This is a genomic window from Streptomyces sp. B8-7, assembly GCF_058833805.1.
Map to the genome: position 1 here is coordinate 598,246 of NZ_JBYRRL010000003.1, position 19,777 is coordinate 618,022.

Annotated in this window: 19 protein-coding genes and 1 pseudogene; 8 read left to right on the forward strand and 12 right to left on the reverse strand. The window is 74.6% G+C overall.

The window, feature by feature from the left end; translation table 11 throughout:
* Positions 1 to 177 precede the first annotated feature (177 nt).
* The 3 genes from AC5K6T_RS17780 to AC5K6T_RS17790 all read left to right on the forward strand — a co-directional run bounded on the left by AC5K6T_RS17780 (position 178) and on the right by AC5K6T_RS17790 (position 2,597).
* Positions 178 to 1,206, forward strand: a complete 1,029-nt coding sequence (locus tag AC5K6T_RS17780; RefSeq protein ID WP_493210831.1) for a zinc-binding alcohol dehydrogenase family protein — start codon at positions 178 to 180, stop codon at positions 1,204 to 1,206.
* A gap of 150 nt (positions 1,207 to 1,356) precedes the next feature.
* Complete coding sequence (locus AC5K6T_RS17785; protein WP_493210170.1) at positions 1,357 to 1,995, forward strand: ClpP family protease; 639 nt, start codon at positions 1,357 to 1,359, stop codon at positions 1,993 to 1,995.
* A gap of 2 nt (positions 1,996 to 1,997) precedes the next feature.
* On the forward strand, positions 1,998 to 2,597 hold the full coding sequence (locus tag AC5K6T_RS17790; protein WP_493210833.1) for a ClpP family protease: 600 nt from the start codon (positions 1,998 to 2,000) through the stop codon (positions 2,595 to 2,597).
* Positions 2,598 to 2,627: 30 nt separating this feature from the next.
* On the opposite strand, the gene AC5K6T_RS17795 is transcribed toward AC5K6T_RS17790, so the two are convergent.
* From AC5K6T_RS17795 to AC5K6T_RS17805, 3 genes and pseudogenes are all read right to left on the reverse strand, one after another.
* Positions 2,628 to 3,032: a helix-turn-helix domain-containing protein gene (locus AC5K6T_RS17795; protein WP_493210172.1), complete on the reverse strand. Its 405-nt coding sequence runs from the start codon at positions 3,030 to 3,032 to the stop codon at positions 2,628 to 2,630.
* Positions 3,033 to 3,170: 138 nt separating this feature from the next.
* Positions 3,171 to 3,620: pseudogene (locus AC5K6T_RS17800) on the reverse strand (ATP-binding protein); the annotation flags it as partial.
* Between the two features lie 108 nt (positions 3,621 to 3,728).
* Complete coding sequence (locus AC5K6T_RS17805; protein ID WP_493210174.1) at positions 3,729 to 4,946, reverse strand: DUF6777 domain-containing protein; 1,218 nt, start codon at positions 4,944 to 4,946, stop codon at positions 3,729 to 3,731.
* Between the two features lie 163 nt (positions 4,947 to 5,109).
* Here AC5K6T_RS17805 and AC5K6T_RS17810 point away from each other — a divergent pair, with 163 nt between their 5' ends.
* Positions 5,110 to 6,375, forward strand: coding sequence for a streptophobe family protein (locus AC5K6T_RS17810; protein ID WP_493210176.1), 1,266 nt, complete (start codon positions 5,110 to 5,112; stop codon positions 6,373 to 6,375).
* 97 nt (positions 6,376 to 6,472) lie between these two features.
* Here AC5K6T_RS17810 and AC5K6T_RS17815 read toward each other — a convergent pair whose 3' ends face one another.
* The 5 genes from AC5K6T_RS17815 to AC5K6T_RS17835 form a co-directional block, all read right to left on the reverse strand.
* A complete protein-coding gene (locus tag AC5K6T_RS17815) occupies positions 6,473 to 7,498 on the reverse strand; it encodes a serine/threonine-protein kinase (protein ID WP_493210178.1) in 1,026 nt (341 codons plus the stop codon).
* A complete protein-coding gene (locus AC5K6T_RS17820; RefSeq protein WP_493210180.1) occupies positions 7,488 to 8,030 on the reverse strand; it encodes a hypothetical protein in 543 nt (180 codons plus the stop codon). Before AC5K6T_RS17820 ends, AC5K6T_RS17815 begins: the two co-directional genes overlap by 11 nt.
* A gap of 6 nt (positions 8,031 to 8,036) precedes the next feature.
* Positions 8,037 to 10,385 (reverse strand): ABC transporter ATP-binding protein/permease, encoded by a 2,349-nt coding sequence (locus tag AC5K6T_RS17825; protein WP_493210182.1) that lies wholly within the window; start codon positions 10,383 to 10,385, stop codon positions 8,037 to 8,039.
* Between the two features lie 304 nt (positions 10,386 to 10,689).
* A complete protein-coding gene (locus AC5K6T_RS17830) occupies positions 10,690 to 11,100 on the reverse strand; it encodes a hypothetical protein (protein ID WP_493210184.1) in 411 nt (136 codons plus the stop codon).
* 243 nt (positions 11,101 to 11,343) lie between these two features.
* On the reverse strand, positions 11,344 to 12,336 hold the full coding sequence (locus AC5K6T_RS17835) for an aldo/keto reductase (RefSeq protein WP_493210186.1): 993 nt from the start codon (positions 12,334 to 12,336) through the stop codon (positions 11,344 to 11,346).
* 257 nt (positions 12,337 to 12,593) lie between these two features.
* Between AC5K6T_RS17835 and AC5K6T_RS17840 the strand changes: the two genes are divergently transcribed.
* Positions 12,594 to 13,487, forward strand: a complete 894-nt coding sequence (locus tag AC5K6T_RS17840) for a LysR family transcriptional regulator (RefSeq protein WP_493210188.1) — start codon at positions 12,594 to 12,596, stop codon at positions 13,485 to 13,487.
* 17 nt (positions 13,488 to 13,504) lie between these two features.
* Positions 13,505 to 14,020 carry a mycothiol transferase gene (locus AC5K6T_RS17845; RefSeq protein ID WP_493210190.1) on the forward strand — a complete coding sequence of 172 codons (516 nt, stop codon included), beginning with the start codon at positions 13,505 to 13,507 and terminating at the stop codon, positions 14,018 to 14,020.
* On the opposite strand, the gene AC5K6T_RS17850 is transcribed toward AC5K6T_RS17845, so the two are convergent.
* Both AC5K6T_RS17850 and AC5K6T_RS17855 read right to left on the reverse strand, forming a co-directional pair.
* The gene (locus AC5K6T_RS17850; RefSeq protein WP_493210192.1) at positions 14,002 to 15,072 is read right to left on the reverse strand and encodes an adenosine deaminase; all 1,071 of its coding nucleotides are present in this window, start codon (positions 15,070 to 15,072) and stop codon (positions 14,002 to 14,004) included. The two genes, AC5K6T_RS17845 and AC5K6T_RS17850, sit on opposite strands and share 19 nt — an antisense overlap.
* Positions 15,073 to 15,163: 91 nt before the next feature.
* On the reverse strand, positions 15,164 to 15,556 hold the full coding sequence (locus tag AC5K6T_RS17855; RefSeq protein ID WP_493210194.1) for a VOC family protein: 393 nt from the start codon (positions 15,554 to 15,556) through the stop codon (positions 15,164 to 15,166).
* A 750-nt stretch (positions 15,557 to 16,306) separates the two neighbouring features.
* Here AC5K6T_RS17855 and sph point away from each other — a divergent pair.
* On the forward strand, positions 16,307 to 17,293 hold the full coding sequence (gene sph / locus AC5K6T_RS17860) for a sphingomyelin phosphodiesterase (RefSeq protein ID WP_493210196.1): 987 nt from the start codon (positions 16,307 to 16,309) through the stop codon (positions 17,291 to 17,293).
* A gap of 339 nt (positions 17,294 to 17,632) precedes the next feature.
* Here the strand turns inward: sph and AC5K6T_RS17865 are convergent, their stop codons facing one another.
* Positions 17,633 to 17,800: a DUF8839 family protein gene (locus AC5K6T_RS17865; protein WP_493210198.1), complete on the reverse strand. Its 168-nt coding sequence runs from the start codon at positions 17,798 to 17,800 to the stop codon at positions 17,633 to 17,635.
* 217 nt (positions 17,801 to 18,017) lie between these two features.
* Here AC5K6T_RS17865 and AC5K6T_RS17870 point away from each other — a divergent pair, with 217 nt between their 5' ends.
* A complete protein-coding gene (locus AC5K6T_RS17870; protein ID WP_493210200.1) occupies positions 18,018 to 18,458 on the forward strand; it encodes an SPW repeat protein in 441 nt (146 codons plus the stop codon).
* A gap of 250 nt (positions 18,459 to 18,708) precedes the next feature.
* Here AC5K6T_RS17870 and AC5K6T_RS17875 read toward each other — a convergent pair whose 3' ends face one another.
* Positions 18,709 to 19,530: a chaplin family protein gene (locus tag AC5K6T_RS17875; protein WP_493210201.1), complete on the reverse strand. Its 822-nt coding sequence runs from the start codon at positions 19,528 to 19,530 to the stop codon at positions 18,709 to 18,711.
* Positions 19,531 to 19,777 lie beyond the last annotated feature (247 nt).

Genomic DNA, 19,777 nt, shown 5'->3' on the forward strand with positions numbered 1-19,777 from the left:
CCCTCTCGGATCGGGGACGGGTCCGGGAACTCACGCTAGCCACCCTCCGGCGCACCCGCGCGCCGAAGGGGTCCGGGGGCACGACACTGGAAGCGGACGGTCCCCGGGACGGCCCCGCGGGACACCCGCCGCAGAGGGGTGCGCGATGACGGGTGGCACACGATGACGGGTGACACGATGCGGGCCTGGTCGGTCGTGGCGCCGGGTCCGGTCACCGGGCGGCCGCTGCGGCTCGTCCGGCGTCCGGTGCCGGTGCCCGCGCCGGACGAACTGCTGGTGCACGTGCGCGCCTGCGGTGTGTGCCGCACGGACCTGCACGTCACCGAGGGTGACCTGCCGGTCCGGCGGGAGGGGGTGACACCCGGTCACGAGGTGGTCGGCGAGGTGGCGGCCCTCGGCGCCGGGGCCGACGGCTTCGCGGTGGGCGACCGGGTCGGCGTGGCGTGGCTGCGCCGCACCGACGGCACCTGCGCGTACTGCCGGCGGGGCGCGGAGAACCTCTGCCCGGCCTCCTCCTACACCGGGTGGGACGCCGACGGCGGATACGCCGAGTACACGACCGTTCCGGCCGCGTTCGCCCACCCGCTGCCGGCCGGCCTGGACGACGAGGCGGCGGCCCCGCTGCTGTGCGCGGGCATCATCGGCTACCGCGCGCTGCGCAGGGCCTCCCTCCCGCCGGGCGGCAGGCTGGGGCTGTACGGCTTCGGCGGCAGCGCCCACCTGTGCGCGCAGGTCGCACTCGCCGAGGGCGCCACGGTGCACGTCCTCACCCGCGGCGCGGCCGCCCGGCGGCTGGCTCTCGGCCTGGGTGCCGCCTCGGCGGGCGAGGCGTACGGGATGCCGCCCGAGCCGCTGGACAGCGCGATCCTGTTCGCCCCCGTGGGCGACCTGGTGCCGGTGGCGCTGCGCGCCCTCGACCGCGGCGGAGTCCTGGCGGTCGCCGGCATCCACCTCAGCGACATACCGCCGCTGCACTACGAGACGGACCTGTTCTACGAGAAGCAGCTGCGCAGCGTCACCGCCAACACCCGGGCCGACGCCCGGGAGTTCCTCGCGTTCGCGGCACGGCACGGGGTGCGCGCGACCACCCACGCCTATCCGCTGTCCCGCGCGGACGACGCGCTGCGGGACCTGGCGGCGGGACGGTTCGACGGGGCGGCCGTCCTGGTGAACGACCTGGGCCGGCCGGGCGCGGCACCCGAGTGACGGGGGCGTGTGCGCCGGGGCACGCGGAGTCGGAGGCCGGGAGACTCATCGCTCTGCCTGCGGCAGATCTGCCGCAGGCAGAGACATCCCCGGCGGGCGGGGTTCCCGGGCGAGAGTGGGGCGACGACGTCCACGACGAGACGAGGACCGATGCCCCCGTTCACCGCACTCGCGCCCCGGGCCGAGGAGGGCGGCACCCCGCCCACCCGGTTCGACGAACAGCTCGCGGCCCAGCTGCTCGGACAGCGGATCGTGCTGCTGGGCACCCAGGTCGACGAGGTGTCCGCCCAGCGGGTCTGCGCCCAGCTGCTGATCCTTTCGGAGGAGGACCCGCGGACCGACATCAGCCTGTTCGTCAGCAGCCCCGGCGGCTCGGTGTACGCCGGGCTCGCCGTGTACGACACGATGCGGCTGATCCCGAACGACGTGTCCACGCTGGCGGTGGGCTTCGCCGCCAGCATGGGCCAGTTCCTGCTCAGCGCCGGCACGGCCGGCAAGCGGTACGCGCTGCCGCACGCGCGGATCATGATGCACCAGCCGTCCGCGGGGATCGGCGGCACCACCGCCGACATCGAGATCCAGGCGGAGAACCTGGAGTTCACCAAGCGGACGATCGAGCGGATCACCGCCGAGCACACCGGGCAGAGCCCGGAGGCGGTCTCCCGGGACGGCGACCGCGACCGGTGGTTCACCGCCGAGGAGGCACGGGCGTACGGGCTGGTGGACCACGTCGTGGAGTCGCTCGCCGCGGTGCGGCCGGCCGCGGCCCGGCGGAGGATGGGGCTGTGACCGTGAGCTACCCGATTCCGAGCGTCATCGAGCGGACCCCGCGGGGCGAGCGGTCCTTCGACGTGTTCAGCCGGCTGCTCAACGAGCGGATCATCTTCCTCGGCACCGGGATCGACGACGGGGTGGCGGGCGCGGTGATCGCGCAGCTGCTGCATCTGGAGTCGGCGGCGCCGGACAGCGAGATCGCGCTCTATCTGAACTCGCCCGGCGGCTCCTTCACCTCGCTCATGGCGATCTACGACACCATGACGTTCGTGCGGGCGCCGGTCTCGACGTTCTGCGTGGGCCAGGCCGCGTCCACGGCGGCGGTGCTGCTCGCGGCGGGGGATCCCGGGCGGCGGTTCGTGCTGGAGCACGCGCGGGTGCTGCTCGGACAGCCGGCGTCGGGCGGCCGGCAGGGCACGGTGTCCGACCTGGCCCTGCAGGCCAAGGAGATGGTGCGGATCCGCGCGCAGGCGGAGGAGGTGCTGGCGCGGCACACCGGGCAGGACGCCGGGGCGCTGCGGGCGGACATGGACCGGGACAAGGTGTTCACCGCGCGGGAGGCGGTGGCGTACGGCCTCGCGGACGAGGTGCTGAGCCGGCGTCTCCCCCTCGGCTGAACCGGCGTCTCCCCCTCGGCTGAAGCGGCGTCAGGCGGCCAGGCACAGCCCGCCGGGCGTGGAGCGGACCGCACCGCGGCGGGGACCGGGCGCGGCGGCGGGCCGGCCGGTGAGCCGGACCAGCTCGTCCTGCGTCCGCGACAGCAGGGCGCCGAGGCCGAGTCCCAGGGCGTGGGCGGCGGCCGCGAGGACCTCCGAGGAGGCCTCCTTGCGGCCGCGCTCCACCTCGGAGAGGTAGGGCAGGGAGATCCGGGCGGCGTCGGCCACGTCCTTCAGGGTGCGGCCTTGGGCCTGCCGCTCTCTGCGCAGGACGCCACCGACCAGGTCGCGCCAGAGGGGCTCCCGGGGTGCGGCCGGTGCCGCTGGGGCGGGACCGGCCGCGGCGGGGCGGCGCAGGGGGACGGCGCGGGCTGCGTTCGGCGCGTGGTCGGTCACCCCTTCAGCCTAGGAGGCGACGCCGTGCGGGGAAGGGTACGGCGTTCCGCCCTCGGTGGAACCGGATGCCTGCATTCCGATCCGGGCGGGGACGGGCTCGGGACGGGTGGTCCTAACTCCGGGGGTGCCCTGCGCGTCGTCGGCCAGGCCGAGCAGGGCGCGCACCCGCTTGCCGACGGGGACGCGCTCGGCGGTGACCTCGGCGGCGAGGGCGTGCACGATCTCCAGGCCGTGCCGGCCGACACGGCCGGGGTCGCGGGGGAACCTCAGCGGCAGGGCGGCGCTGGAGTCGGTGACGCTCACCGCGACCGCGTCGTCGGTGCCCTCCAGCTCCAGGATGTAGGGGCCGCTGCTGTGCCGGTCGGCGTTGGTGACCAGTTCGCTCACCACGAGCAGCACGGCGCCCTCGGCGCGCTCGTCGACGGCGGCGCACCACTCCGTCCTGAGCCGTTCGAGGAAGCGCGCGGCGAAAGCCCGCGCTTCGGCTATGCAGCCCGGTTCGCCGGTGTAGTGCGCCGCCCTCCGCAGGGGTTCGACCGGCACGTCGAAACCCGCGCGCGTCACTGTGTCGTCCCGGTGCTCGATCATCCGTTTCTCTCTCCGAGTCCCGCCTGGCCGGCCGAGGGGGTGCCTGGCACCCCCTGGGCCGTACGGGTGCTCGTACCCAGTGTGCGGCCGGGCAGTCCCGGTCCCTCGTCACATCAGACCGGGGGCCGGTCCGCCGGTGGAGCCGGAGGTCGCGGGGGAGGCACTGCGCGGGGAGACGGGTTGCGGCTCCGACTGCGGCTGGGACTGTGTGCCCGGGGGTTCCGCCGGTGAGGCGGGGGCCTCGGAGGTCGGGCCCTGCGGGCTGGTGGGCGGCGTGGACGGAGGACTCGACGGGGCGGAGGGCGACGACGGCTCCGACGGGGTGGACGGCTCCGAGGAGCCGGAGGACGGGGAGGACGGCGGGGTCGACGGCGGCTCGGAGGTCGGCGGGCTGGTCGGCTCGTCCTTGCCCCCGGTGTCACCGGCGTGCCGGCTGATCCATTCGTCGTGCTCCGGGTCGAAGAGCACGAAGACGTTGATCACGACCGGTGCCGGGGTCACCACGACCACGTTCGAGGAGCTGTATCCGGGCCAGGAGTCGCCGGTGGTCTTGAGGGTGCCCTGCTGGGCGACCGGCGGGGTCAGCGGGTTGCCGCAGGCGCAGCGCACCCGCGGCACACCGCGGTCGTCGACCAGGACGGCGGTGCCGGCCTGGAGCACGGCCTGGTAGCTGGTGGCGGAGCCGTCGCGGTAGCCGTGGTTGGTGACCCGGGTGTCCATGCGCAGCTGTACGGGGGTCAGGGAGCGCAGGTAGCCGGGCACGGCATCGGGCGCGACGTCGGCGACGGAGGCGAAGGCCCGGTTCTTGTCGGGCTGCGTCTGGAGGGCCTTGACCTGCTTCTCCACGTCGCAGGCGGAAGCGTTGCGGGTACCTCCGTAGAGTCCGGGCTCGCCGCCCTCCACGCCGCGCACGGTGTTGGGCGAGGCGGTGGAGGGGGCCGGGCTGCTGGAGGCGGGGGGCGCGGAACTGTCGTTCGCGGTGGACTCGGTGAACGGTTCGGGCCCGGTCTCGCCGGCGGCCTGGAGGAAGACCTCACCCCCGGATCCGGAGGAGCCCCCGTCCGGGCGGGTCAGCACGACCGCCACGACGACGGCGGCGACCACGGCGGCGGCGGCCACGGCGATCCGCGGCCCGGACCGCCACCAGGGCCGCCGCGGCCCGGGGCCCTCCCCGCCGCCGGAGGGCTGGGAGGGCGGGCCGGACGGGGGCTGTGACGGCGGCTGCGAGCCGGGGCCGCCGGGGCCGGAGGCCGGGCGGTCGGGGCCCGACAGGGGGCCGGAGGGAGGTCCGGTGGGGCGGCCGGAGGCCGGCGGGTCCACACTCACGAGTCCTGCTTCCCGACGGGGACGGCACCGTGCCCGCCACCGTCTTGTACTGCATGACAGCGTTTCACCCTCATTGTCTGTATGGAGGCGGTTCATCCCGCAAGCGGACGCGGACGGACCACCCGGCGGGCGCGCCGCGCGCCCCCTGCCTAGCGTGGCAGGCGTGAGTGCGCACACCCCCTCCGAGCATGCCGTCGCCCGTCACGGCTGGGTGCAGGCGGTCGCCGTGGTGCTGGCCGCGGTGGTCGCGATGGGGATCGTCGCGGCCCTGGGACTGTGGGCGGCCGGCGCGACCGGACTGCCCGGCGGGGCGTTCTGGCGGGTGACCGCGGCGACCATGGTCACGGCGGTCGGCGGAAGCATCGAGCTCTCCGGCGACGTCGGCGGACTGGCCGAGTCCTCGGCCGGGCTGACCGCGATCCCGCTGTCGGTCACCCTGGTCGGAGCCCTGACGCTCGCCGCCGGATTCCTGCGGCCGCTGCGCCACCGGGCGGTGGCCGGTTCGGCGGAACTGGCCGGCTGGGCCGCCCGGATCGCCGTGCTGTGGGCGGCGGTGCTCCTCGGCCTGTCCCTCGCCGCCCGCCAGAGCTTCGCGGTCCCGCTCGGTGAGGGCACCATCGCCGACCTGGGCGACGTCTTCGGCATCTCGCCCGAGGTGCGCTTCGCGACGGACGTGCCGCCCACGCTGCTCTTCGGTCTGCTGTGGCTGGCCGGAATCCTGGTGCTGGCGCTGCTGGTGGCGCCGGGGGCACCGCTGCCGGGCCGGCTGCTGCGATTCCAGGCGTCGGTGCGCCCGGCGGCGTACGCCATGGTCCTGCTGCTGCTCGCCTACGTCGTCCTCGGGGTGCTGGTCGGGCTGGTCGTGGCGGCCACCCGGGGGCACACCGCCGAGACCTTCGCGGTGCTGCTGCTCGGCCTGCCGAACCTGGTGTGGCTGGCTCTCACGCTCGGCCTGGGCGCCGTCTGGCACGGCAGGGTGGACGGCCCGTTCGGGCTGCCGATGCCGCATGTGCTGGACGAGGTCCTGCGCGGGCGGGAGACCACCGAGCTCAGCCTGTCGACGCTCGCCGAGTACGACGGCCGGGTGTGGTGGCTCGTGGTGCTCGACGCGGTGCTGCTGCTGGCGGCCGCGTTCGTGATGGCGGTCCGGTCCCCCGCCGCGATGCGTCCCTGGCAGCACGCGCTGCACATGGCGGTGGCGCTCGCCCTCACCGTGCTGATGATCTGCCTGGTCGGCCGGATCTCCGCGGACTACGGCCTGTCGGTGCTCGGCATCGGGGACCTCGGCGGGGGGCTGAACGGCCGGCTGTACCTGCGCCCGGACCTCTGGCCGGCCCTGGGACTGGCGCTGCTGTGGGGCCTGGTGACGGGCCTTCTGGGTGCGCTGCTGGCCCGTGGGGTGCGCCCGCGCGGCGAGCTGAAGGCCTGAAGCCGCCGGTCCGCGGCGTACCGCTGTTGCGGCCCTCTCGCGTGCTGCGGCCCTCTCGCGTGCCGCGGCCTTCTCGCGCCGGGGGCCGTTCTCCGCCTCAGGTCCGCCGGAAGACGGGCGCCGCCCACGCCGGCGGCTGTTCGGGAGGCCGCGCCGACGGCACGTCGTCGCCGTGATCGCCTTGGTCGCCTTGGTCGCCTCGGTCGCCGTGATCCACGACCCGGGTCGACGGGTGGGCCTGCCGGGCGGCGAGCGCGGCCGTCCGCAGCTCCGCCACGAAGTCCAGGCAGGAGTCGTGCCGGTCGTCGGGGCTCTTGGCCAGGGCCCTGGCGAACACCGGGTCGAGCGCCGCGGGCAGGCCGGGCCGGGCCTCGGTGGGCGGCGGCGGGTCGTCGTACTGGTGTGCCCACAGCAGGGCCATGTCGTCGTCGCGGAGGAACGGCGGCCGGCCGGTGAGCACCTCGTAGAGCACGCAGGCGAAGCCGTACACGTCGCAGCGGCCGTCGACGGGGCGGCCGGAGATCTGCTCGGGGGCGACGTAGTCGAGGGTGCCGACGAACTGGCCCACGGTGGTGAAGCCGGTCAGCGACAGGGACTTCTTCGTGAGGCCGAAGTCGGTCAGATAGGCGTGCTCGGGGTGGTCGCTGTCGGTGCCGCGGGCGATGAGGATGTTCCCCGGTTTCACGTCCCGGTGGACCAGTCCGTGCTCGTGAGCGGCGTCCAGCGCGGAGGCGACCTGGCCGGCGATGCGCAGGGCGGCGGGCAGCGCGAGCGGGCCCTGACGGTCCAGCAGGTGGCGCAGGTCGCTGCCGGGGACGAAGCGCATGGCGATGTAGAGCACGCCGTCGGTCTCGCCCGCCTCGAAGACCGGCACGATGTGCGGGTGGTCGATGGCGGCGGCCACCCTCGACTCGTGGCTGAAGCGGCGGCGGAAGGTGTCGTTGCGGGCCAGCTCCGGGGCGAGCAGCTTCAGCGCGACGGTGCGGTCCAGGCGCAGGTCACGGGCCCGGTAGACGACGGCCATGCCGCCGCGGCCGATCTCCTCCTCGATGCGGTAGCCCGCGACCTGCCGGCCGACCAGGTCGGAGGGCCGGCCCGAGTCCAGTCCGGTGTCACGGGCCATCGGGGCTCACGACCTGGGTGGGCGCGTGGCCGTGGTCCTCGGCCGCCGCCCGGGGACCCTCGTCGGTGGCGTACGGGGCCTGTCGGGCGCCTTCGCCGTACACCCACCGCCCGTCCTCGGTGTCGTAGAGCCACACCGACTCCCGGTCCACGACGACGCCGAGGCGCAGCCCCCGGGTGCGGCGTGCGAAGGCCTCCCCGTCGAGGGAGCCGGCGGCGAGCTCCTCCACCGCGGCCCGGTAGCGGGCCAGCGTCCGTTCGGCGCGGGCGAGCAGGGGGCGCGGGTCGGCGCTCGCGTCCGGCGGGCCGGTGGGCGGCGGGGTCCGCGGCACGGCGATCAGGAGTCGCCCGTCCACCCAGGCGGACCAGTCGTTGGCGCACAGGATGTGGGCCCAGTCGCCCTGGCGCTCCAGCAGCCGCACCGGCAGCAGCGGGTCCAGCGGCATCGTCGGGCGCGCCGGATCGGGGGCCTCCCAGGCGGGCAGGCCGTCCCCGGGGACGACGTGCGTGGGCTGGAAGCCGGGAGTCGTCATCGGCGCCTACTTCCGCATCACGACGGGTTCCTGCCGGCGCAGCAGCCGGGAGACGAGGTAGCCGAACACGGCGGAGAGCACGACCAGCATGGCGATGTTGAGCAGCCACACCCCGGCCGAGTGCTCGAACAGCGGGTCGGAGGTGAGGTCGCCGGGGACGATCCGGGACAGTTCGAGCGTACCGGCCATGGCGCCCAGCGCCCAGCGGGAGGGCACCAGCCAGGACAGCTGCTCCAGGCCGGGGACGCCGTCGAGTTTGAGCAGGGCACCGCAGAAGACGACCTGGACGATGGCGAGCAGCACCAGCAGCGGCATCGTCACCTCCTCCTTGCGCACCAGCGCGGAGACGACCAGGCCGAGCATCATCGCGGTGAACGCCAGCAGGGCGACGGCGAGGGTGATCTCGATCAGCGGCGGCATCAGCACGCCCTCGCCGCCGGGGGCGTCGAGGTCGACGCCGAGCAGGGCCACGAGGGTGAGCACGACGGCCTGCAGGACGGTGACGGTGCCCAGGACGATCACCTTGGACATCAGGTAGGCGGATCTGGACAGGCCGACGGCGCGTTCGCGGCGGTAGATGACGCGTTCCTTGACCAGTTCGCGCACCGCGTTGGCCGCGCCGGTCAGGACGCCGCCGACGCAGAGGATGAGCAGCGCGTTCATCGCGGTGTCGCGGGTCAGCTGCCCGCCCGCCAGGGCGCGGGCCATGGCGCCCATCACGAACGGCAGCGCGATCATGATGGCGAGGAAGGTGCGGTCCGCGGCGAGAGCGGTGGTGTAGCGCCGTACGAGGGTGCCGAGTTGGGCGCCCCAGCTGCGCGGCCGGGGCGGCGGCGCGATGATCACGGGGCCGGTGCGGGACACGGCGGGCTGGGCGGTGGCGTCGCTGACGTACCGGCGGTGCTGCGGGGAGGCCCGGTAGGCCCCGGCCCAGTCGCGGTCCTGGTCCCGTTCGAAGGACTCGAAGGCCTCGGGCCACTGGTCGTGTCCGAAGAAGCCGAGGGCTTCGCCGGGCGGGCCGTAGTAGGCGATCCGGCCGCCGGGGGCGAGGACCAGGAGGCGGTCGCAGACGTCGAGGCTGAGCACGCTGTGGGTGACGACGATGACGGTGCGGCCGTCGTCGGCGAGGCCGCGCAGCATGTGCATCACGGAGCGGTCCATGCCGGGGTCGAGTCCGGAGGTCGGCTCGTCGAGGAAGAGCAGCGACGGTTTGGTGAGCAGCTCCAGGGCGACGCTGACGCGTTTGCGCTGCCCGCCGGAGAGGCTGTGCACGGGCTGCGCGGCGCGCTGCTGCAGGCCGAGCTCCCCGATGACCTCGTCGACCCGGGAGCGGCGCTCGGTCCTGGCGGTGTCCTGGGGGAAGCGGAGTTCGGCGGCGTAGGACAGGGCGCTGCGGACGGTCAGCTGGGCGTGCAGGATGTCGTCCTGGGGGACGAGGCCGATGCGCTGGCGCAGTTCGGCGTAGTCCCGGTAGAGGTCGCGGCCGTCGTACAGGACGGTGCCGTGGTCGGCGGGGCGCAGCCCGGTGAGCGCGTTGAGCAGGGTGGACTTGCCGGCGCCGCTCGGGCCGACGACGGCGAGCAGGCACTTCTCGCCGACGGGGAAGGCGACGTGGTCCAGGAGGGTCTTGCGGCCGTGGTCGACGGCCACGGTGAGGTCCTGGACGTCGAGGGAGACCTCGCCGGTGTCGACGTACTCCTGCAGCTCGTCGCCGACCAGGCAGAACGCGGAGTGGCCGATGCCGACGACGTCACCGGGGTCCAGACGTGCGGTGGTGACGGGGCTGCCGTTGAGGTAGGTGCCGTTGTGGCTGCCGAGGTCGGCGATCTCGTGGCTGCCGCCGGGCAGGACGCGCAGTTCGGCGTGGTGGCGGGAGACGACGAGGTCGTCGATGACCAGGTCGTTGTCGCCGGCGCGGCCGATCCGTACGGTGCGGGCGGGCAGCGGGCGGACGCTGGTGGGCTGCCGGAAGGTGCCGGTGGCGCCGGGCCGGGACACGGCGGAGAGCGCCGAGGGCCGGGCCGGGGCGGGCGGGGCGCGGCCGACGAGGACGGCGCGGGGGCCGTCGGCGGGGCTGCCGAAGCGGATCTCGGTGCCGGGGCCGACGTCCTGCTCCTGGACGCGCCGGCCGTCGGCGTAGGTGCCGTTGGTGCTGTGCTCGTCGGTGAGGGTCCAGTGGTCGCCGTCGGGGTGCAGGACGGCATGGTGCCAGGAGACGCGGGCGTCGTCGATGACGACGTCGCACAGGGGGTCGCGGCCCACGTGGTAGTCGCGTCCCGGACTCATCACCGTGGAGCCCCAGTCGGTCTCCAGCACGAGCTCGGGCGCAGTCGGGGCGACCGGCCGTTCCGCCATGCCAGAATTCTACCGATCTGTCCGATGGGGCGCCCGTGCGCGGACGGCACCCCGGCCCGGTCCGCCGCAGCCCCTGCGGGCTCTGCCGCGGCCCCGCGGGCCCACGGGCCGCACCGGGGCCGCGGCGCTAGGGCGTGTTTCGAAAGTAGCGTCGTCTGCCCGAAGGGCAGGTCTGGCGGCGTCTGGTGCGTGCGATCGCAAGGCGGAGGGTCGCCCCGATACTGGATGTATCGGGGCGAGCCCGACAACGCGGCGAGCGTGCGTGCCAGACGCCGCCAGGCAGGCGGGACTTCCGAAACACGTCCTAGGCGACGGGGACGACCAGCGCCGGGATGGTCCGCTGCATGCGCACGGCGTCCACGGACTCGGCCAGCAGCTCGTACTCGGTGGTGTCGTCGCTGGCCGCGATGCGCACCATGCGCCCGGTGGCCAACTCGTCCGCCACGATCTGCTGTCGGGCGGTGTCGGCGCACCAGGAGCGGAGCAGTGCGGGGACGTCGGGGACGGTGTCGGCGACGGGGACGAGCGCACTGGGCGGGAAGTGCTCCGCGCCGGGCCCGGGGTCGAGCCGTTCGGCGATCCAGGAGGCCCGGTCGCGCAGCCACCACAGGGCCAGCGCGAGGGTGGGCGCACGGTAGGTGCCGAGCGGGACGCCGATGCGCCGCCCGTCGCAGGTTCCGTACGCGGTGACATGGCACAGGAATTCGTCGTGCACGGTCCACTCCCCCGTTGCGACACCTCGCTGCCGTCGGGCCTCGCTTTCGTGCGGCTCAGGGCGGTGAACCACCCTCCGCCGTCGAGTATCTTCAGTCTTGAATCACTGTCACCACGCCTTTCCGGCCACTCTCCTGGCATATTCGGGGCCGGTTCTGGCCGGAATCCGCGAACCGGCCGGACAGGGGGACGGCGCCCGCCGCCGTCCCCCTTCAGGAGCGTCCGCCCGCCGGGGCCGGCGCGGTCAGGGCGCGACCGCCGCGTCGATGCGGGACAGCTCCTCCGGGGCGAAGTCGAGGTTGCCGGCCGCGGCCACGCTGTCCGTCACCTGGCCGGGGCTGCTCGCTCCCACCAGGGCGGAGGTCACGCGCCCGCCGCGGAGCACCCAGGCGAGGGCCAGCTGGGCCAGGGTCTGGCCGCGGGCGGCGGCGATCTCGTTGAGGGTCCGCAGCCGGGCCACCAGGTCCTCGGTGACGGCGTCGCGGCGCAGGAAGGGACTGTCGCCCGCGGCCCGGGAGCCCTCCGGGACGCCGTTCAGGTAGCGGCCGGTGAGCAGGCCCTGCTCCAGCGGGGAGTAGGCGATGGAGCCCACCTGGAGCTCGTCGAGGGCGTCCAGCAGGCCCTCGGTCTCCGGGCGGCGGTCGAGCATCGAGTAGCGCGGCTGGTGGATCAGCAGGGGCGTGCCCAGACCGCCCAGGATGCGGGCGGCCTCGCGGGTCTGCCCGGCGGAGTAGTTGGAGACGCCGACGTAGCGGGCCTTGCCCTGCTGCACCGCGGAGTGCAGGGCTCCCATCGTCTCCTCCAGGGGAGTGTCCGGGTCGAAGCGGTGCGAGTAGAAGATGTCGACGTGGTCCAGGCCCAGCCGGGTCAGGCTCTGGTCCAGGGAGGCCAGCAGGTACTTGCGCGAGCCCCACTCGCCGTACGGGCCGGGCCACATCAGGTGTCCGGCCTTGGTGGAGACGACCAGCTCGTCGCGGTAGGGGGCGAAGTCCGTGCGCAGGAAGGCGCCCAGCGCGGACTCGGCGGCGCCGGGCGGCGGGCCGTAGTTGTTGGCCAGGTCGAAGTGGGTGACTCCGAGGTCGAAGGCACGGCGCAGGATGGCGCGCTGGGTCTCCGCCGGGCGCTGCGGGCCGAAGTTGTGCCACAGGCCCAGGGACAGCGCGGGGAGTTTCAGGCCGCTGCGCCCGGCGCGCCGGTAGGGCATGTCGTCGTAGCGGTCGGGGTGTGCGGTGTACAACGCGGCTCCAGGGCATCGGGGGAAGTGACAGGAAGCGACAGAAACAGCAGAAACAACAGAAACAACAGAAAGGACAGAAAGGACAGAAAGGACAGAACAGTACGTGACAGACCGTGACAGGGCATGAGGGGACGACAGGCGGCGCGAGGCGCCGCGAGGGGCGGGGTCCGAAGGCGGGCCGTCTCCACTCTTCCCGCTGCGCGGGCAGCGGTCCAACAGGAGAATCCGATGGAATTGAGCGGATAGGCTTCTCAGTCATGGAACTGCGCCATCTCCGGCACTTCGTCGCCGTCGCCGAGGACCAGCACTTCACCCGGGCCGCCGAACGGCTCATGGTGTCCCAGTCGGGTCTGTCGGCGTCGATCCGGGCGCTGGAGCGGGAGCTGCGGGCGCCGCTGTTCGTGCGCACCACCCGCCGGGTGACGCTCACCGAGGCGGGGCGGGCGCTGCTGGCCGAGGCCGAGCGCATCCTGGCGCAGGTGCGGTCGGCGCACGAGGCGGTGGCCGCGGTGCAGGGCGTGCTGCGGGGCACGCTCTCGCTGGGCACCGAGCAGTGCATCGCCGGGGTGCGGGTGGCGGCGCTGCTCGCGGTGTTCCGGCGGCACCATCCGGACGTGGAGATCCGGCTGCGCCAGGCCGGCTCGCAGGCCCTGGCCGACGAGGTGGCCGCGGGGCGGCTGGACCTGGCGTTCGCCTACCGCACCCGGGAGGACGGCGAGCACCTGAGGTCGGTGTCCCTGGCGGGCGAGCCGATGACGCTGCTGTGCCATCCCGGGCACCCGCTCGTGGCGGCGGGCCCGGCGGTGACACCGCACCGGCTGGCCCGGGAGGTGTTCGTCGACTTCCACCCCGGATGGGGCCCGCGGCGGGCCACGGACGCCGCGTTCGCCGCCGCCGGGGTGCGGCGCGCGGTCACCCTGGAGGTCAACGACGTGCACGGGCTGCTGGACCTGGTGGACGAGAACCTGGGCGTGGCGGCCGTACCTGCGCACTTCCGGCACAAGCGGACGTCGCTGGCCGCCGTGCCCCTGGCGGACACCGGCGGGGCGGTCTACGAGACGGTCGCCCTGCTCCCCTCCGAGCAGGCCACCAGCCCGGCGGCGCGGGCGCTGATGGCGCTGCTGGAGGCGCAGGCGCGGGAGGCGGCGTGATGCGCGAAGGTGGAGCCATGCACGCCAAGGACATCCTCATCGACGGCTTCGGCCGCGTCCGGGAAGAGGTCCATGCCGCCGTCGAGGGCCTGGGCCCCGAGGCGCTGGGCGCCCGGCCCACCCGGGCCGCCAACTCCATCGCCTGGCTGGTCTGGCACCTCACCCGCGTCCAGGACGACCACGTCGCCGACGCGTTCGGCCTGGAGCAGGTGTGGCTGGCGCAGGACTGGTACGGCCGGTTCGGCCTGGACCTGCCGCCCGGCGACACCGGGTACGGGCACGGCCCGGACGCCGTGGCCCGGGTGCGGGTCGCCTCGGCGGACCTGCTGACCGGCTACTTCGACGCGGCGCACGCGCAGACACTGGGCCGGCTGCGCGCGCTGACCGCGGCCGGCCTGGAGCGGATCGTGGACGAACGCTGGGATCCGCCGGTCAGTCTCGGCGCGCGCCTGGTGAGCGTCCTGTCCGACGACCTCCAGCACGTCGGACAGGCCGCGTATGTGCGCGGGCTGCTTCAGAGCGCGGCGGCGTAGCCGGGCAGGACCACGTCCTCGATGAGGGCGCGGCGCTCGTCGAACGGCACGAACGCGCTCTTGAGGGCGTTCAGGGTGACCGTGCGCAGGTCCTCCACGCCCCAGCCCGCCTCCTCGACCAGCAGGGACATCTCCCGGGTCATCGAGGTGCCGGACACCAGGCGGTTGTCGGTGTTGAGGGTGACGCGGAAGCCGAGGTCCTTGAGTGCGGTGATCGGGTGCTCGGCGATCGAGGTGGCGGCGCCGGTCTGGAGGTTGGAGGTGGGGCACATCTCCAGGGCGATCCGGCGGTCGCGGACCCAGCCCGCCAGGCGGCCCAGCTTGCCGTCGACGATGTCGTCGGTCAGGCGCACCCCGTGGCCGATGCGCTGGGCGCCGCAGATCTGGAGGGCCTGGTGGATGCTGGACAGCCCGTCGGCCTCACCGGCGTGGATGGTGAAGGGCACACTCTCACGGCGCAGGTGCTCGAAGGCGTCCAGGTGGTCGGCGGCCGGGAAGCCGGCCTCGGCGCCGGCGATGTCGAAGCCGACCACGCCCGCGTCGCGGAACGCGACGGCCAGGTCGGCGGTGGCGCGGGTCCGGCCGAACATGCGCATGCCGCACAGCAGGGTGCCCACCCGGACGGGCGTACCGGCGGCCGCGGCCTTCGCCATGCCCGCCGCGAGCCCCTCCTGCACCGTCTCGACGACCTCGGGCAGGGTGAGCCCGCCGTTGAGCATCAGCTCGGGGGCGTAGCGGACCTCCGCGTAGACGACGCCGTCCGCGGCCAGGTCCAGCACGTACTCCTCGGCGGTGCGCAGCAGGCCCTCGCGGGACTGCATCACGGCCAGGGTGTGCTCGAAGGTGGCGATGTAGCGGACCAGGTCGCCGGAGTTGGCGGCCTCGAAGTACCACGCGGCCAGGGCCTTGGGGTCGGTCGTCGGCAGGGTGTGGCCGATGGCGTCGGCGAGCTCGACGACGGTGGCGGGGCGCAGGCCGCCGTCGAGGTGGTCGTGCAGGACGGCCTTCGGGAGGCGGCGGATCAGATCGGCGTCTACGCGCGTAGCAGTCATGGCGGACTTTCCTTGGGCAGGTGCGGTTCGCGAGCCGCTGAGGGCTCGCCGGGCGGTGGGTGTGCGGGGCGGCGGGGCCGGGACGCGGGGGTCAGCCGGCGGGCTGGAGCAGGTCCCAGCGGTTGCCGTACAGGTCCCGGAAGACGGCGACCGAGCCGTACGGCTCGTGGCGGGGCTCCTCCAGGAAGGTCACGCCGGCCGCGAGCATGCGGGCGTGGTCCCGGGCGAAGTCGTCGGTGTGCAGGAAGAAGCCGACCCGCCCGCCGGTCTGGTCCCCGACCCGGGCCCGCTGCCCCTCGTTCCCGGCGAGGGCGAGCAGCAGCCCGGTGCCCCCGGCTCCCGCGCCGGGCTCGACGACGACCCAGCGGGACCCGTCGGGCCGCGGACTGTCCTCGGCGAGCCTGAAGCCGAGCGCCCCGGTGTAGAAGCGCACGGCCTCGTCGTAGTCGTCGACGACGAGGGTGACCAGGGCGACGCGCTTCATCGAGACCTTTCGGAGGGAGGGACCGCGGGAGGGACCGCGGAAGGACCCGGCGGTGACAGCCGATGTCGACGCATGAGGTTATACGTAAAACGTACGACCCGCCAGCCCGGGCGGGCGGAAGGTGAGCGAGCTCGCAGGCCGGAGGGCGCGCCGGGCGCCGACCGGGGGCCGGGACGGCACGGCACCGGCGCACGCCCGCCCGGCCGAGGCGCGCGAGGGGCCGCCCGGGCACCGGCCGGACGCACCGCGGACGGCCGGCCTCCCGCGGCCCGCAAGGCGCCGGCGTGCGGCCCCGCACGGGGGCGTGCGGAGGCTCGCACCAAGGCGGGTGGAGGCTCGCACGGGGGGTGGCACGGGGGGCACGGGGGGGGTGGCACGGCGTGCCGTCCTCCCCGGCCGCGCGGGGCCCGCCGGGCCCGGACGGCGTCCGGGGAGGACGGCCCGTTCGCTGCCGCGCCGCCCGGCACCGCCGGGCCCGGCCGGCGCGCGGCCGGCGGCATCACGGCCGCCGTCCGGCCGGCACACGGGGCCGGGCCGGGGACCGCCGCAGGTCCGGCAGGGGCGGGCGGCCGGAGCGGGGACGCCGCCCGGGGTTCTCGGGAGACCGGGAAAGTGCCGCACTTGTCTGGACAGGTTCGGCGGGCGTACCTCCGCACGCCATCGAATTCGCCCGCGCCTGTTACCTCAGGGTAATCCCTGGTGGTTTGATGTGCGGCGCCACTCAACCCCCTTACCTCACAGGGAGATCCAGTGACGCTTTCCGCACAGCGCCGTGCACAGGGCTCGGCCGCGCTCGCCCTCTGCCTCGCCGTCGCCGGCCTCGCCGGTGCGGCACCCTCCGCATCGGCCGCCGGCCAGACGCCGCCGGTGAAGGTCCTCACGTACAACACCTTCCTGTTCAGCAAGAGCCTGTATCCCAACTGGGGCCAGGACCACCGGGCCGCGGAGATAGCGAAGGCCCCGTTCGTGCACGGCAACGACGTCGTGGTCCTCCAGGAGGCGTTCGACAACTCCTCCTCCGACGCCCTCAAGGGCGCCGTCGCGAACGAGTACCCGTACCAGACGCCGGTCGTCGGCCGGTCGAAGTCCGGCTGGGACGCCACCGGCGGTTCGTACTCCTCGCTCACCCCGGAGGACGGCGGCGTCACGATCCTCAGCAGGTGGCCGATCCTGCGCAAGGAGCAGTACGTCTTCAAGGACGCGTGCGGCGCGGACTGGTGGTCCAACAAGGGCTTCGCCTACGTCGTGCTGGACGTGAACGGCAGCCGGGTGCACGTGCTCGGCACGCACGCCCAGTCCACGGACCCGGGCTGCGGCAGCGGCGAGGCGGCGACGATGCGCAGCCGCCAGTTCAAGGCCATCGACGCGTTCCTCGACGGCAAGAAGATCCCCGCGAACGAGCAGGTGCTGGTCGCCGGCGACTTCAACGTGGACTCGCGCACACCGGAGTACGCCTCCATGCTCGCCGACGGCGGCCTGGTGGGCGCCAACGCGCGCACCGGGCACCCGTACTCCTTCGACACGCAGGAGAACTCCATCGCCCGGGACCGCTACCCCGCCGACCCGCGCGAGGACCTCGACTACGTCCTGCACCGCGCCGGGCACGCCCGTCCGGCGGTGTGGAAGAACGACGTGGTCAAGGAGGAGAGCGCGCCCTGGACCGTGTCCAGCTGGGGCACGTCCTACACCTACACCAACCTGTCGGACCACTACCCGGTGACCGGCTTCGCGGGCTGAACCCCGCAGCCCCGGACTCCGTGAGGCCGTGAGCGGCCCTGAGCGGCCCTGAGCCGAGCCGGAGCCGCCGGCACACCTCCGGGCCGCCGTGCCCCGCCACCCCCGGCGGGGCACGGCAGCCGTCGGCGCCCCCCGGCGGCCGTCGGCGCCCCCCGGCGGCCGTCGGCGCCCCCCGGCGGCCGTCGGCGGGAGAGGCCGCCGGGACGGCCTCTCCCGCCGTGTCCGCGCGGCCGGCCCGGCCGGCCCGCTCGCCGCCGGGTGCGGGACGGGGCCGGGGAGCGGGCGACCGCGCGCCTGCGGGCCGCGGTCAGGGGCGGTGCGATCGCCGCCGGGAACCCCTCAGTCGCTCTCGCCGGTGCGCACCACGACGAGGAAGGCGTCGGACTCCAGATCCATCACCACGGTGGCGGGCTCGCCCTCGGCCCGTCTGCGGGCCGCGTACTCCTCGGCCGGCCACGAACCGCGCGGCGCTCCCGCGGGAAACCGCTCCAGCACCTTCGCTCTCACGACGACACCCACCTCCGGGTCCGCGGGGGACACCCTCGTGGGAGCGCCTGCCCCGGATCGTCGCGCACATGCCATCCGCGCCTCCTCACCTCCGCCGGCGACGACATATCGCCCACCTCTACACATAAAGGAAAAATAAGAGCAGAATGCAGAGAGGCGGCATCAGTCCGCATACCGCACCCGTTGCGGTCGGCCAGCGAGTCGAAGGAGACGAGTCATGGCCAACGTCCAGCCCACCAGGGGTGACATGACGACCCACCCCGATGTCTCAGAGATGCGGGAGCGCTACGCCCGCATGCTCGGCGGTCGCGATGTGGCGCTCATGGACGGGCCGGTGTTCCTGCTCGGCCTGTACTGCGCCGTATCACCGTGGATCGTCCACTACACGGCCAGCCAGCCCGACCTGGTCCCCCACAACCTCGTCATCGGCATCGCCATCGCCCTGCTGGCACTGGGCTTCACCCGGGCCCCGGAGCGCATGTACGGCCTGAGCTGGGCCATGTGCGCGCTGGGAGTGTGGATGATCGTCTCGCCGTGGATCGTCGGGAGCAGCCCCGACGCGGGCGTGGTGTGGAACAACGCGGTCATCGGCGGTCTGGCCGTGGTCCTGGGCCTGGCATGCGCCGGGGCATCGGCCAGGAGCGGGTCCACGTCGTAGCGACGCGAAACGGCCACAGCCCGGACCCCGGCCGGAGGGACCGGCTCCGCCTGGGCGGGACCGGCCCCTCCGGCATGCGGCGCGGTCCTCGACGAGGCCGCGCGTGACCGGCGGCCCGCGCCCGGGGCACACCGCCGCGCCGTGCGCCGCGCCTCACGGGCCGCCCCGGTGCGCGGCGGCTGACGGCGGAGCCCACCGGCCGGCGCCGACGAGGTCCTCCGTGCGCCGGGACCGGCAGGACGGGCCGGGATCAGTCCGCGGACCGGCGGCGCCGGGTGCCGCGGTGCAGTGCGACACCGCCCAGGAACAGGGCGGCGGCGCCCGCGGCGGCGGGCAGGGCGGCGTCCGTGCCGGTGCGGGCGAGCACCGACCGCTCCGACGGGGCGTCCACGACGGCCGGCGGTGCGGGCGGGGCCTCGGGCGGGGACAGCGGCGACTGGGGCCGCGGGTCGGGCCGGTCCGGGTGCTGGGGCTCGTCGGGGCCGGGCTGCTGCGGGGACGCCGGGCTCTCCTCGGGTCCGTCGGCGGAGGCGTTGACGGACTCGTTGCCGAAGGAGGGGTTGCCGACACCGACGGCGTTCACCGAGTTGCCGCTGAGGTTGACCGGAAGGTCCACCGGGAGCCCCAGGCCGTTGCCGGACAGCAGGCCGGGCGAGCCCTCGGCGGCGCCGGCCGCCGCGCTCGCGGCCCGGGGCCCCGGGACACCGGCCGGGCGGTCGGCCCCGGTGAGGGAACGGCGGCCGGAGGTCGAACTCGCCCCGACGGCCCGGTCCGGGCCCGCGGCGGTGGAGCGGCCGGCGCCGGAGGCGGCCCGGTCCGCGCCCGACGGCCCGGGGGCGGCGGCGCAGAAGTTGCCCACGGCCGGGTTGAGCAGCCCGACCACGTTCACGGTGTTGCCGCACACGTTCGCCGGGACGTGCACCGGGAGCTGGAGGCCGTTGCCCGCCAGCACACCGGGCGAGCCGGCCGCGGTCGCATCGGCCGTGGAGTCGGCGTGCGCCGTTCCCGCCGCGGCCATCGCGCCCGAGGCGGCGACGACGGCGATCACACCGTTTCGGGTGGCCCGTCTCATAGGTTCCTGCCTTCCACAGAGGGATACGGGCACTTGCCCGCACCAGGTAAAACGCGGGCGAACCAGCGGAGTTATGGCTAAACGACCTTTCACCCCATCGAGTGTCAGGTTCGACGAACGGCGGGTAGAAGATCAGAACCCTCGCCGGATCCGGCGAAAAGGACGCATCGTAGCCCAGGCCGCGCGCAGTTGCCCGCCGGCGGGCGCCGCCCGGCGGGGCGGCCTATCGTGAGCGAGGGCCCCGCTC

What these genes read in the sequence shown, in the direction of transcription:
- AC5K6T_RS17780 (WP_493210831.1), top strand. Translation starts at nt 178, where the DNA reads ATGCGGGCCTGGTCGGTCGTGGCGCCGGGTCCGGTCACCGGGCGGCCG.
- AC5K6T_RS17785 (WP_493210170.1), top strand. Translation starts at nt 1,357, where the DNA reads ATGCCCCCGTTCACCGCACTCGCGCCCCGGGCCGAGGAGGGCGGCACC.
- AC5K6T_RS17815 (WP_493210178.1), bottom strand. Translation starts at nt 7,498, where the DNA reads ATGGCCCGTGACACCGGACTGGACTCGGGCCGGCCCTCCGACCTGGTC.
- AC5K6T_RS17820 (WP_493210180.1), bottom strand. Translation starts at nt 8,030, where the DNA reads ATGACGACTCCCGGCTTCCAGCCCACGCACGTCGTCCCCGGGGACGGC.
- AC5K6T_RS17825 (WP_493210182.1), bottom strand. Translation starts at nt 10,385, where the DNA reads ATGGCGGAACGGCCGGTCGCCCCGACTGCGCCCGAGCTCGTGCTGGAG.
- AC5K6T_RS17840 (WP_493210188.1), top strand. Translation starts at nt 12,594, where the DNA reads ATGGAACTGCGCCATCTCCGGCACTTCGTCGCCGTCGCCGAGGACCAG.
- AC5K6T_RS17845 (WP_493210190.1), top strand. Translation starts at nt 13,505, where the DNA reads ATGCACGCCAAGGACATCCTCATCGACGGCTTCGGCCGCGTCCGGGAA.
- AC5K6T_RS17850 (WP_493210192.1), bottom strand. Translation starts at nt 15,072, where the DNA reads ATGACTGCTACGCGCGTAGACGCCGATCTGATCCGCCGCCTCCCGAAG.
- AC5K6T_RS17855 (WP_493210194.1), bottom strand. Translation starts at nt 15,556, where the DNA reads ATGAAGCGCGTCGCCCTGGTCACCCTCGTCGTCGACGACTACGACGAG.
- AC5K6T_RS17870 (WP_493210200.1), top strand. Translation starts at nt 18,018, where the DNA reads ATGGCCAACGTCCAGCCCACCAGGGGTGACATGACGACCCACCCCGAT.
- AC5K6T_RS17875 (WP_493210201.1), bottom strand. Translation starts at nt 19,530, where the DNA reads ATGAGACGGGCCACCCGAAACGGTGTGATCGCCGTCGTCGCCGCCTCG.